9 protein-coding genes and 1 pseudogene are annotated in these 13,145 nt (G+C 57.8%); 6 read left to right on the forward strand and 4 right to left on the reverse strand.

Translation table 11 applies throughout. The annotated features are described in order from the left end of the window. From ACSVIE_RS16705 to ACSVIE_RS16715, 3 genes and pseudogenes are all read right to left on the reverse strand, one after another. Nucleotides 1–209 (reverse strand): annotated as a pseudogene (locus ACSVIE_RS16705) (IS110 family transposase); the annotation flags it as partial. Between the two features lie 396 nt (nt 210–605). Next, entirely contained in the window at nt 606–2,102 is a 1,497-nt protein-coding gene (locus ACSVIE_RS16710; RefSeq protein WP_442424574.1) for a SulP family inorganic anion transporter, read from the reverse strand. 6 nt (nt 2,103–2,108) lie between these two features. Further along, nucleotides 2,109–3,215, reverse strand: a complete 1,107-nt coding sequence (locus ACSVIE_RS16715; RefSeq protein ID WP_442424575.1) for a GTP pyrophosphokinase — start codon at nt 3,213–3,215, stop codon at nt 2,109–2,111. Nucleotides 3,216–3,403: 188 nt separating this feature from the next. On the opposite strand from ACSVIE_RS16715, the gene ACSVIE_RS16720 reads away from it, so the two are divergent. From ACSVIE_RS16720 to ACSVIE_RS16740, 5 genes are all read left to right on the forward strand, one after another. After that, nucleotides 3,404–6,091: a Z1 domain-containing protein gene (locus ACSVIE_RS16720; protein WP_442424576.1), complete on the forward strand. Its 2,688-nt coding sequence runs from the start codon at nt 3,404–3,406 to the stop codon at nt 6,089–6,091. Continuing rightward, entirely contained in the window at nt 6,088–7,080 is a 993-nt protein-coding gene (locus ACSVIE_RS16725) for a PD-(D/E)XK motif protein (RefSeq protein ID WP_442424577.1), read from the forward strand. Before ACSVIE_RS16720 ends, ACSVIE_RS16725 begins: the two co-directional genes overlap by 4 nt. A gap of 41 nt (nt 7,081–7,121) precedes the next feature. Further along, the gene (locus ACSVIE_RS16730) at nt 7,122–8,906 is read left to right on the forward strand and encodes a hypothetical protein (protein WP_442424578.1); all 1,785 of its coding nucleotides are present in this window, start codon (nt 7,122–7,124) and stop codon (nt 8,904–8,906) included. Between the two features lie 85 nt (nt 8,907–8,991). After that, nucleotides 8,992–9,774, forward strand: a complete 783-nt coding sequence (locus tag ACSVIE_RS16735) for a hypothetical protein (RefSeq protein ID WP_442424579.1) — start codon at nt 8,992–8,994, stop codon at nt 9,772–9,774. Between the two features lie 35 nt (nt 9,775–9,809). Then, nucleotides 9,810–10,580: a DUF6339 family protein gene (locus ACSVIE_RS16740; protein WP_442424580.1), complete on the forward strand. Its 771-nt coding sequence runs from the start codon at nt 9,810–9,812 to the stop codon at nt 10,578–10,580. Here the strand turns inward: ACSVIE_RS16740 and ACSVIE_RS16745 are convergent. Beyond that, a complete protein-coding gene (locus tag ACSVIE_RS16745; protein WP_442424581.1) occupies nt 10,514–12,061 on the reverse strand; it encodes a DNA cytosine methyltransferase in 1,548 nt (515 codons plus the stop codon). The genes ACSVIE_RS16740 and ACSVIE_RS16745 overlap by 67 nt on opposite strands. A 244-nt stretch (nt 12,062–12,305) precedes the next feature. Here ACSVIE_RS16745 and ACSVIE_RS16750 point away from each other — a divergent pair, with 244 nt between their 5' ends. After that, a complete protein-coding gene (locus ACSVIE_RS16750) occupies nt 12,306–13,127 on the forward strand; it encodes an alpha/beta hydrolase (protein WP_442424582.1) in 822 nt (273 codons plus the stop codon). Nucleotides 13,128–13,145: the final 18 nt, after the last annotated feature.

Here is a 13,145-nt window from a genome sequence, read left to right on the forward strand (position 1 = left end):
CAGTAATCGCTGGTCGCTTCCATCACCACAACAGTGACGTGTTCGCGTTCGAGGAACTCCCGAAGTTCCAGGATCGCTTGCGTGGTCGCGCCCCAGGTTGTGACCTTTGAGGTGTAGGTCCCTGCCCGTTCTCCGGGGACCCGCACGCAGACCTTCGCGTCGCGTTTGGAAATATCCATTCCCGCGGCCCGTTCATGAACAATGTCCATTCCAGCTTCCCTTCAATACATCCAGTTACCGGCGTCGTCTCGGGGAGGACAGGGAGAATATTCAGGAATCTAGTACCCGTGCTTGAAAGCAACAATCCACGGTTCCCGTGGAAGCCCTCCACGCCACGCTGGGTCACGGACTCAAGGCACCAAGTTGGGCCGGCGTTCACCGAGACGAACAATCCCATGATCAACCCGTATGGGCAGAGCCCACCAGAGCCCAGGCGAGCCAACCGCATACTTTCCCGGATCACGGCGCGCCGAAGGCACTCACACGCTGGGTCGCATTTGTGCGCGTTTAGAACGCTCAAAACGCGCACAAATGCGACCTAGTTGGGTGGGGGTTGGTTTGGGTGGGGGTTGGGTGGGGTTGGGTTGGGTGGGTTGGGGTTTGGGTCAGGGGTTGAGTTTGCCGGCCAGGCGCTCGCGCATCCTGATGCTCGCCTCGTTCAGCCCGATGAGCTCCACCTCTCGCCCGTGGTTCCGGTACTTCTCCGTCACGGAGTCCAAGACGGCGATAGTTGACGCGTCCCACAGATGCGAGGCATGGAGGTCGATCACCACACGATCTATTCCTTCCGAGGAATCCTTTGCGTAATCGAACTGGGTGTAAAGGTCGTTGGAGGAGGCGAAGAAAAGCTCTCCATCCACAACGTAGGTAGCTACCGTCTCCCCATTGAGCTTCAGTTCAGTGCGCTCCACGGTGGCGAAGTGGGCTACCCGGCGGGCGAACAGCACCATTGCGGCCAAAACCCCGACGCCGACACCCACCGCCAGGTTGTGCGTCGCCACCACGGCGGCAACAGTCAGGAGCATGACGGCGGTCTCGGACTTTGGCAATCGCCGAAGCGTGGAGGGGCGGATGGAGTGCCAGTCGAAGGTGATGAGCGAAACGAAGATCATCACGGCCACCAGGGCTGCCATGGGAATCATGCCCACGATGTCGCCGAGGGCCACCACGAGGATCAGCAGGAAGACACCCGCCAGGAACGTGGAGAGGCGGGTTCGCGCGCCGGATCCTTTGACGTTGATCATGGTCTGGCCGATCACGGCGCAGCCACCGAGACCGCCCAGGAAGCCGGTGACTATGTTGGCCGCGCCTTGGCCCCAAGACACCCGCGTCTTGTTGGAACGCGTGTCCGTGATGTCATCCACCAGCTTGGCAGTCATGAGGGACTCCAACAGCCCCACGAGGGCCATGGACAAGGCGAAGGGTGCGATGATCCGGAACGTCTCCAGGTTCAGCGGCACGTTGGGCAGGAAGAACCCGGGCAGGCTGTCCGGCAGCTCGCCCTTGTCGCTCACGGTGGGAACATCAATGCCGCCCAGCGCCGTCACCAGCGTGATGAGCACAATTGCCACCAACGGAGCCGGAACGGCCTTGGTCAAGCGCGGCAGGAGGAACACCATGGCCAAGCCCACGGCAACGAGGGGATAGACCATCCAGGGCACGTTGAAGAGCTCCGGCATCTGGGACATGAACACCAGGATGGCCAGCGCATTGACGAATCCGATCATGACCGAACGGGGAATGAACCTCATGAGCCTGGTGACCCCGAGGACCGCGAGAATGATCTGGAAAACGCCGGCGAGGATGATGGTGGCGATCAGGTAGTCGAGGCCGTGCTCTTTCATGACCGGTGCGATCACCAGGGCCACGGCACCTGTGGCCGCGGAAATCATGGCGGGACGCCCACCCACCAGGGCCGTGACCACTCCCATGGTGAAGGAAGCGAACAACCCGATCCGCGGATCCACTCCGGCGATCACCGAGAACGCGATGGCCTCGGGGATGAGCGCCAGAGCCACCACGAGTCCTGCGAGGGATTCCGTCAGAAGGCGGCGGGGCGAGCGGAAGGTCGCCCGCAGTGACATGAGTTGCTCGGGGGTCATGGGTCCTTAAAGTGCAGTCTGGCGGTAACGCTCAATCTGCTTCAGGCGCCGCAGGAGACTGTCGCGCCGCGGGTGCGGAACGACGTCGGGCCCCTCAGCGGTGAGATCGATGTGTTCGGTTCCGTACTGCCACAGCAGGAGGTCGTCCAGGAGGCGGTCCGGGCCGGGGGAGTAGCGGTGGTCCAGTGCCTTGCGGACCTCGGTGATCCGGTTGGCGCTGAGCAGTCCGGCAAGTTCCACGGTCTTGGTCAGTCCGTGGGCTGCCAGGAGTTCGGCCGCCCATCCCCAGTCGTCATCCACTTTACGGTCAACGTGGGGCAGGAGGGTACGCCAGACGTCGCGCACACGGTTGGGGGTCAGGGGCGAAGCGCCCTCGCCCTCCAGGTCCCAGAACCCGCGGACTTCCTCATACCGCTCGTGAAGATCGGCGAAGGCACTCTCCACCGTTTCAAGCATGGCCGCCGTGGCCGTGAACTGCCTGTCGAACTGTGGAGTCCACGCGCGGGGATCGTCAGCCTTGAAACGGATATCGTGCTCGATCTCGCTCCAGGCGTGGGCGAAGACCGTACGGATCTGGCATTCGAAAAAGTAGCTGCCGTTGGCCGGAAGGTCCGGGTTGAAGACCTGCTGGTACTCCTTGACGGTCTCGTTCTGGAGGGTCCGCAGGATCAGGTGCCGGCTCGAGTATCCGTACGTCCCGGATTCAATGGAGCCAATGTCCTTCTCACGGTCCCCGCGGCAATCAAAGAGGTGCCGCTGGCGCTTGATGATGTTGGCTACTGCCGCATTGTCCGCCGGCAACTTGGTGATGACACGGATGCCCACCATGTCGTTCAGGGTCCGGAACGGGTCCGGGAACTTCAGGACCCGCGGGCCCCCGGGCTCCAGCGGGTCATCCGTCCGGGAGATCTTCTCGCGGAACGATTCCACCGTTTTGGTCCGCCCCGTGACGAACAACGGCGTGACCTCGGCTTCCTTCAGGATGCCGCGAAGGGTCAGCAGGACATCGCGTGTAATCCGCTTCAACGAGGGGCGCACGCGCTCGTAAAGCTCCACGTTTGCCTGTACGGCCTCCCGCTGTTCAGGGTCCAGCCTGTCCCAATTGCTTGCCATGCCCCCAGCTTACGGCGCAGCCCCGACACTGGGCCCGGCCAACCGCCGGGGGGTGTATCTACCCAATCAGACACGCCTCCGAGGTCACGGAAAGCATGAAGGACAAGAATTGTCGTGGGATGAAGCTAGCATCTGAAATAGGTGTTTATTTAGATTGGCCATAACTGGCGTGAAAAATGGGGGCACTAATGGCGGACAACGGCTTCTCCGATACGGAAGTCGCGAAGATGGCGGACACAATTGCCGGCTTGGTGGCTGGTGGGTTCACCTTGGAGGGTGCGCAGAACGCGCTAAGCTACGCACCGGAAGAACTAGTGTTTCAAGGTCGCTCGCTCTATGAAAAGAGGAAAGGGCTGATAGCCGAGATATCGGACCCTGGAGCGCTTGTCGAAGCGGAAGCAAGGACGGGATTTTGGTACTCCGGACCGCGCGACGAGGACAAGATCTGGCCGACTCTAAGGAGCATCCTCGACGGGGAGCTGCCGGAATCAGCAGTCGAAGGCATCGACCGAGCATCGTCAAGAGTCATAGCGCTGAGTAAGCCCCCCGGCCAATCGCCCATCGAATCCCGTGGGTTGGTCCTTGGGTATGTTCAAAGCGGTAAGACCACGAACTTCATGTCGGTGATCGCTAAGGCGGCCGATGTGGGGTATCGGCTGATCGTTGTCTTGACCGGGACCACAGAAAACTTGCGCACTCAAACGCAAGAGCGCATCGACGACTATTTGGTGAAGCCTTGTGGTCCAACGTGGCATCCGCTAACAACAGCAGTCCATGACTTTTGCGAGACTACCGGTTCGGACGCAGTGCTCGGAGCTGCAGGCATGCGCTCGATTGCGGTGGTTAAGAAGAATCCGGCCAGATTGCGGCGTCTCCGTGATTGGATCCGCACCGCCTCGGCTACAACACGTGCTGCTTGCCCAATTCTGGTAATCGACGATGAGGCCGATCAAGCATCCATCGATGTGGGGACCAAGCGACAGTCGACAATCAATCGGTTGATCCGCGAGATCTTGGACAATCCGAAGGCTGCCTACATCGCCTACACGGCGACCCCTTTTGCCAACCTTCTCATTGATCCGAACTTTGATAAGGACCTGTACCCAAAGGACTTCATAGTCGACCTCCCCAAGCCTGAAAACTATTTTGGTGCGGAGAGGATTTTCGGTAGCCCAGAGCCCCCTGCAGATGGCCAGGAGCCCGACGACGGGTTGGATGTAGTTCGTACGATCCCCGAGGTTGAAGTCGACATTGTTCGACCCCCCAAGGGACGGGATGCGCTCGAAGTTTGGGTCCCGGAGGTACCAAAATCCATGCGGACGGCCATCATGTGGTTTCTCTTGGCAACGGCAGCGCGGCGGATTCGCAGTGGGAAAATTTCTCACTCGTCCATGCTGATCCACACGTCTATGCTGGCCGCAGCGCACATGCGCACGGCAGAGGCTGTCGAAGACTGCTTGAACGGTCTTCGGAGCGCCATGGTCAACGAACCGACCTCAGCCTTCAGCGAGTTCAGAGAGCTTTGGGAATCCGAAACCGGTGTAGTCCCCGCAGACATGTTCGGGCACGAACCTGTCCTATACAGCGATATAGAAGATGAGCTGCTCGCTACTGCCCGGGCTACGACCATTGTTGTGGACAACTACCTTTCTGAGGACAGGCTTTACTACGCCAAGGACAAGCCCCAGACCGTGATCGTTGTCGGTGGGAATACGTTGTCCCGAGGCCTGACCTTGGAAGGGCTCACTTCAAGCTACTTCGTGAGGGCCTCTTCGGCTTACGACACTCTCCTTCAGATGGGTCGGTGGTTTGGCTACAGGGTTGGGTACGAGGACTTTATCCGCATCTGGATGTCATCCGAACTTCAAAGCTGGTTCCTTATGCTGGCCTTGGTGGAATCGGAGATACGGGAAGAGATCAGCGTCTATGAGAAGGAGGGAAAGACCCCTCGGGAGCTGCCCGTACGTATCCGCACGCATCCACAGATGTCCGTGACAGCTGCGGCGAAGATGCGTCAAGCAGTTAGTGCCTCGGTAAGTTACTCGGGAAGCCGGGTGCAGACGATTTTGTTCAAGGAACACGATGAGGAATGGCTGCGGAAGAACATTAGCGCAACTAGGGCTTTAGTTTCGGCTGCACTAGATGACGAGCATGAAGTTCAATCTCTCGGCAACGGTAATCGTGGGTTCACGGGTGTGTCTGCAGATCACGTACTTCAGTTCCTTGACAACTACCAACTTCACGAAGACGCTCGCTCGATTGATAAGAAGGCCGTTCGGAAGTACGTCGAACGGGAACGGCGAAGCGGGGCCCTGGAAAGATGGAACATCGTTCTTATGGAGCCTCGTAGTGGGAGGGATGAAAAACTCGATCTCGGGATAGGAGCGACAACTAAGATGCTGCGCCGTAAAAAGATGTATCTCCCGGGCAGTACTGGAACGGCGAATCTGAAGGCAGTGGCTTCGACATCAGACAGGGTCTCCGACTTGGACGTAGAGATCGAAGCAATTCGGAAGTCCTTGGGTCTGGGCGCCGGGGAACGCGTAACGGATGCCCAGCTCATACAGGTTCGAGAGATGAGGGGACTTCAACGAACTGGCCTTTTGTGCATCTATCCTATCGCTAAGCATTCGGACCCCGACCTAGCACCCGCCGATGATCAGACAAATACCGGTCGCCGTACCCCGCTGAGGGCGGCGGACCATGTGATCGCGATAAGTCTCATGTTCCCGCGCTCTCAGAATCCGCAATCAGCTGTGAACTACGTCTCCGCACGGATTGATCCAGATTACTTGGAAGACGCCGAACGAGAGTTCGACGAAGCTGACAAGATGGATGAGGCCAAGGCCAAGGTCGAGGAAGTTACTCAGGCATGAAAGAGACCTCTTCTTCCGTTTATCAGTTCTTGGCGCGGGATCGTTCTGCAAAGGGTAAGTTCCGTGTCCGGGACTCGGGTGTAGAGTGCTCCCAGGGAGTTGTCTTCCACGCTGTGGACTCGATGGGCAGGCTGACAATACTTGTCCCATTGAGCACTTCTGAAGTCGGGTTTGTGGACTGGAACTCCAAGGCGCTATCACTTGAGTTCAAGTCGCTGGAGTTTCACAACGAGCTAAGCCCATTTCTGATTTTGCAGTGCACTGACGACAAGCTGGACAGCCAGTTCGCGTTGTTGTCTGACGAGGTCCTTGATGCGATTGAACTTGAGCCGACTCAGGCACTGAGGGCGACGCTCTCAATCTTGGATCGATGGAGACGCCTGTTTGAATCAGATAGGCCAGGCATCCTAGGGTCTGCACAGCTGGCGGGACTCTTGGCGGAGCTCTCGATTCTCGAAAGATTAGTCACCTCCCACGGACCCAAGGCACTGGTTACATGGCAGGGACCGAACGGGAACCGCCACGATTTCGTATTGTCTGAATGCTCGATCGAGGTCAAGGCGACTACAAACCACAATAATATGGTCGTCACCATCCATGGCAGCAAGCAGCTTTTGGCCCCTGAAAATGCTGACCTCTATGTCCATGCCTTCCAGATGGAACCCAGCCCGGAGGGGACCTCGGTGCCTGAAAAGATTGCTGACTTGCTGGCCCTCGGTGTTGACCGCTTGGACCTGCTTACCAAGTTGGACGGCGCCAAATATAGCGACGCTCACTCAAAAATCTATCGGTCTATACGTTTCTCTCCAATGATGGACAAGGCCTATAGGGTAGGTTCAACCTTTCCGAGAATCACGGCAGAAACGGTCTACCCTCCCGAGGTGTTGGAGCAGCTATCGAACGTTAGCTACTCAGTTGATCTGGGCCAGCTCCAAAGCACTCCGCTTGACTTGGCCCTGCTGCATTTCCAATCGGTTGGAGGACGCTAGTGCTGTCTCTGTTCCGTCAACCATATGGAGCGGACGGCGGGGTGGACGCTCGTTCGGCAGAGAATGCGATCGGCCGCACGTCCCTGGATTTGTGGGATCTGGTGCTCCGAGAGTCTCTGCAGAACAGCTGGGATGCGAGGAGAGACGTAAACGGCCCAATCTCGTATGCTGTCGACGAGTACAACATGACCGTCGCCCAGACAGATGTACTGACGAAAGAGATATTTGCCGAGTTGCCGCCGCACTGTCAGTGCACTGACCTCATGCGTCACGTTTTTGACCGACGCCTGCGAGTGATGGTTATTTCAGACTCAGGGACCAAGGGTTTGGGGGGGCCGGTGCGGGGGCACCTGGCAGGTTCAGGCGAACGCCGTGATTTCGTCGACTTTGTGCGAAATCTGGGCAGGTCCACCGCTAAGGGGCTTCAAGGGGGTACTTACGGGCTCGGAAAGGGAGTCCTGTACAAGGCCAGTAAGGTCGGTACTTGCCTCATATATTCGCAAACGTTCCATGAGGGTGCGATCCAGCCGCGCATTATTGGTGTCTCAGGTGGTGATGGCGACTATGATGACGGTGGCCTGCGCTACACCGGCAGGAACTGGTGGGGTGTACTTGGCGACGACGCGATCGTTGACCCCTTGGTCGGTGAAGCAGCCCGTGAGCTCGCCACGCGGCTAGGCATGCCAATACCTGAAGCGAACAACACTGGTACCAGCATCATGATCCTCGCTCCGGAAAACGAGGGCTATGAGGCTGGATTGGATAGAGTTCAAGCCATGGCCGCTGCCGCATTGAAATGGGCGTGGCCACACGCAGTCGACACAGGCCAAGGGTCGAACATCCGGTTCTCCTTCACAGCGGATGGCGTTGAAGTTCCAGCCCCGAACCCGCTTCTATCCCAGGACTACAAGGAGTTCGCATCTGCTTACATTGAGGGTAGGAAGCGGATTCTGGACCCTGAGTACGCTGCTGATTGGCAGACGACGTTCACCCGCATAGAGAGCAAGCGCCCGCACAAGTTCCTTGGTTTGTTGGTTTACCGTGTGAGCAGCTCGCCGGAATCGACGTCATCTGAGCTTGAAAATACAGTTGCCCTACTTCGGGCACCTCGTATGGTGGTGAAGTACATGCCAGTGGCAGCTCAGCCGAAAGGGATACCCACCTACGGGGTATTCATCGCCGCTCATGACATGGACCAGACTTTCGCAAAGTCTGAGCCGGTCACGCACGACGACTGGGTTTACCAGCGTGCTTCAGTGTCGAAGAACTCGGCCAACCCTGTGCGAATAGCGTTGGAGCGCATCCGGGATACTTTCAAGTCCCTGGCCGTTGAAGGTGTACAGGCATCCGGAGGAGTGGCATCCAGAGGTACTTCGAGGGTATCGGCATCGTTAGGAAGTCTGCTATCTGGCTTCACGGGTAACGGCGCAGAACAACAGGTCGAGCGTGAAAGCCGACCGGGTACCGGCAGGCAGCGGAAAGCCAGAGTCAAGCAAGTTGCCGAACCAGGGCTGTTGTATACCGATCATGGCATTGCTGTCCGCTATTCCTTTGGCGTGGTCGGTGGCCGCAACGGTGAGCTTGTCGATCTCAACGTCTCAGCCCATGTGATTACTGAATCGGGGGCCAATGAAGGAGCTATCCCTGCCAGTGCAGAGACACCTGCGTTTCTCGGCTGGGAAGCGGACGGCCGTCTGGACCCCCGCCCGAAGTTGCGGATCGCAGTGCCGACTGAAAGGGTCTTCGTTGCTGTCTTCCGCCAGCCACTGGATACGGCCATGCGAGCCTCCGCGCAGTTGAATGAGGTGCAGAATGCAAGCAGTTAGCTACGGTCACCTAACCCTCCCTGTGGAAGCGGCGCCGCGACTGTCATGGACGATCTACATAGGGGACAGCATCTTGGAGTCCGGAGTGGAAATTGCCGAGGGCTGGACCTACTACGACGACGTACACGTAATGTGCTCGTACGAGCTAGACCTTGCTGATGCTTTATCCCGCCTCCAGCTTCCGGAGAGCGCGTCCTTGGGCGCCGTGGTGATTGCTCGATGCTCAGGAACTCCCATCGTGCATACATCGCGAGTGGAGAGAGTTAGGTCGGGAACTCAGCAATTGAGCGTCACCTTTCCCTCCGAGCAGTTGGCCGGAACCTTGAGTCTGGAATTTCAGATATCTTCCGCGGAAACTCTGACTTCTGCTACCAGTGCCATTTCTCCCTATAAGCTTGGGCACACGGTCTTTAGAGCGGATCGACGCGTGATTTTGGAGGGAACGGCGCCACGACTCCCCATGCTTCCAGTTCGTTTTTCGGACTACGATCTACAGGATAGTCAAGAGTCATTATGGTGGCTTAAGCTCATGACCAAGGACCTACATGCATCAGCCACCTCGGCTATCTGGCTTTGGATGAATATCGAAAATCCGTCTGTCCAGTCAATGCTTGACAACCCGGATGCCCTCGAATCTTCGGTGTGGCTGAAGTTCTTGAAGATTGACTTTGCCCGGCAATTGCTTCGGGAGGCGCTGAGTCATGAAGAGCTGACTTTGTCGCAAAGCTACCCAGACGCGTCGTTGGGGCATGCACTCTCGGGTGTAGTCCGTCTCTTGGGCGAGACGGTGGAATACGTTCGGAGCCGCTACAACGATGATCCTGGGAGGGTCGAGGCTCAACTCCAAGCTAAGGTTGGAGGTGCGTAGGTATGTCTGAGAGTCCACAGCTTTGTTATCCTCGCATGTCCATGGCAGATGCATCGTTCCGCTGGGAATCTCTGAGAGGACAGCCCCTTCATGCGATAGCTTCTGAGATTGATGTTCATGGCGCCAGCGGCGAGTATTACCCGCTGGCTCGTCGTCGAGCAACCCCCGATGATCTTTCTGCGCTCCGGACCAAAATCTTGAATGTAGCATCCGAATTTGGCTATCCATCATCTATTCGTGGTCGCCGTCTCACCGAATTTGACCGGGTGGTAGGACCAGTCGTTCATCAGCAGATGGCAATCATGCCGGTAGATGCATCAAGCAATGATGTGTGGAACTACATCAATACTATTCTTGTGCCGGACATAGTCTTATGGAGGTACGGAAGATTTGAGGTCAGCACGGGGAAATGGACCATCTCCGTGGACAGATTATTTGATCTAACCAGAACCGCGATCGGGCGCTTGTGGTGGCGAATACAACTACTTGGTGAGGAAGTGGCCGCGGAGCTTGGTGAAGACGAAGTTGTGCAGCTTCTGGAACGACCTAGGATAGGAGGCTACGCGCCGCTGTCAAGGGCCATCGGAAAGCTGCATCTCCGCTACGTGTCTGAAGATGAGAGTATCCCTCGGATGGAAGTCTTTCGTGACGTCAATAAGCGGCTTCTACGAAGGATGGCAGTTCAGTCAGTGTACGTAATGACAGCAGGTCAGATAGAGGAATTTGTAGATGAGCTGTATCAGGAGTCACTAGCTGCAGTTGTGGGAGAGCGAGTCTCATCGCGCATGAGTTCCGCGATTGACTGACCGATCTTAAACGCCAGTAGCGGTGGCACGGCATTCCCTACTTGAGTGAATTGCTGAGTGCGGTTCCCGCAGAAGTAGTAGTTATCGGGGAATGTTTGAAGGCGTGCTGCCTCCCGTACCGTGAAGCTCCGCATCTGTTCAGGGTCTGGGTGTATGTAGTAGTGACCGTCCTTGGCGATGTGCGACACGATTGTGGTTGACGGCTTGTCCCACACTTGGACTCGGAATCGATCTTCGAAGGGCATGGAGTTACTATTGACGTTTTTGTGCAGTGGCCAAAACTGCTTTGGTAGGTCTCTTACCTTAGGGCTTCGCTCGAAGGAGGGCGCTAAACTGGCAAGCAAAAAGTAGCGTTCCAGGTCCTTTTCCATGTGCCCACGAGCATGATGCTGGAGAGTTGATGATGCGGCATCTTGCTGGATCCATTCGTGAAAGATCTTGGCGGAGTCCTTGATCAGAATATCGTCGCCTGGATTCTCAGGTGCTCGTGTCGACGATGGTTCAAGGGGTACTCCGTCGGCGAAACGTGTCGTTGATGTGGGTGCCAGCGCTCTTGTCAAGCTGACACTCGAACGACGAATGTCGGTCCACTTATAGCCCAGGGCATCGACCGTTCGAGACACAGTCGAACGAACTTTGGGGAGGTTGCCAATGGCATCCTTGACAGTGACAGGGGTTTCTGGCGTCAGAATTTTCGGTGCAGCGTAGCCGCTACCCTTGCGAATTCCAACCAAGATGACACGGTGCCGTTTTTGAGGTACTCCGTAGTCTTCTGCTTTTATGATGAAGCTACTTGGGGACAGTTCCTTTTCGTTGCGGTCCTCGACCATGGAGAACAGGTCGTACTCCAAGCCCTGTGCAGGGTTTGTTAGATCCTCACGTATTAGGTCAAACATCTGCCGGCCTCCATTAACCGCGGACAGAAGACCCTTTACGTTTTCCATAACGAAGACACTGGGCCGAAACTTTTCAATTATGTGCAAGTACTCAAGGTAGAGGAAGTGCTTATGGTCGTCCTGAAAGGTCTCGTCGTTGGTTCTACGCGAGCGACCAGCGAGCGAGTATGCCTGGCAGGGCGGACCACCTATGAGCACCCAGTCCTCGACATTCTCTCCGAGTGCTGCGGAAATGAGCTTGTCTGACTCTGGGCGAGACTCCTTCGACAGTTCGAATTGCTGAACCTCGAGCTGAGCGCGTTGGTACGCTTCCGCTACTTGGGGATCAAGGAGTAAGACGTCCAAGGAGATGCGCTGGTTGAGGAAGTCCGTGTAAGCCTTCGGGAGGCCATGAGGACTCCTGAGCAGGTGACGATAGGCGGCGCGGAGTGTGAGCGTCCTAACAGCCGCGGCTTCCATTTCAATGGAGATAGCCGTCTGGAAGACGTACTCATTCGTCTCGGGATCGCGAACGCTAGAAAAACCTTCATTGAGACCGCCGGGGCCCGCAAATATGTCAACGACTGGAATCATCTCGGCCTCCACCAGAACTAACCAACAATCCAGGGTACCAGGTGGACCCGCTGTTGCTTGGAACGTTAGCCATGTCCACTGACAATTTAGGCTGCAGCCCTAGGTCGCAGCCTGCGATACACCAGCCTGTCCCAATTGCTTGCCATGCCCCCAGCTTACGGCGCAGCCCCGACACTGGGCCCGGCCACCCGCCGTCGGGGTGTATCTACCCAAAGTTCCGAATCCTCGCGATAGGCTCGGTACAAAGGAGGGCGCAATGTTGCGGCACAAGTACAGCTACGGCGAACACCCCAGTCAGTGGGGCGAACTCTTCATACCTGAACCAAGCAACGGAAACCATCGCGGTCCGTCGACGATCGCAGGCGGCGTGGCCGTGGTGATCCATGGCGGCTATTGGCGCTCGCAGTACGGCGCAGAGCTGGGTGAGCCCCTTGCCCGGGACCTCGCAGCGCACGGCATCACCGCCTGGAACCTCGAATACCGCAGGGCAGGAAACGGCGGCGGCTGGCCCCATACTTTCGAGGACATCCTGGCCGGCATCGACCATCTGTCCGAGATCGCCGGCAACCATGACCTCCAGCTGGGCAAGGTGGTGGCCCTGGGCCACTCCGCCGGCGGCCACCTGGCCGTGTGGGCGGCCGGACGGCACCGCCTCTCGTCCCTTGGAACGCCCGACGCCGACAGGCAGCTGGTGCGGGGACCGGAAGAAAAGGCCGTGCGGCTCACCGGCGTGGTCAGCCAGTCCGGGCTGCTGAACCTCGCCGCGGCAGAGCGCCTCAACCTCAGCAACGGCGCGGTCTGCAACCTGATGGGCGGCGATTCAGGCCGCTATCCCAAGCGCCACAAGTACGCCGACCCCATGACGTCGTTGCCCTTGGAAGTTCCCGTTTTCGCCGTGCACGCCACCGAAGACGAGGACGTTCCGGCCAGCCAGTCAGAGGCCTATGTCGCTGCGAGCAACGCATCCGGCGGCGCTGCCCAGCTGCTTCGCGTTCCCGGTGACCACTTCGACCTGATCGATCCCAAGGCCGTGGCCTATAAGAAGTGCCGGGAACTGGTGCAGCGGTTGCTGTCCTGACCGCTGGTCCAGTCAGGA

The sequence above is a fragment of the Paenarthrobacter sp. NCHU4564 genome, from assembly GCF_052156435.1.
Lineage (GTDB): Bacteria > Actinomycetota > Actinomycetes > Actinomycetales > Micrococcaceae > Arthrobacter.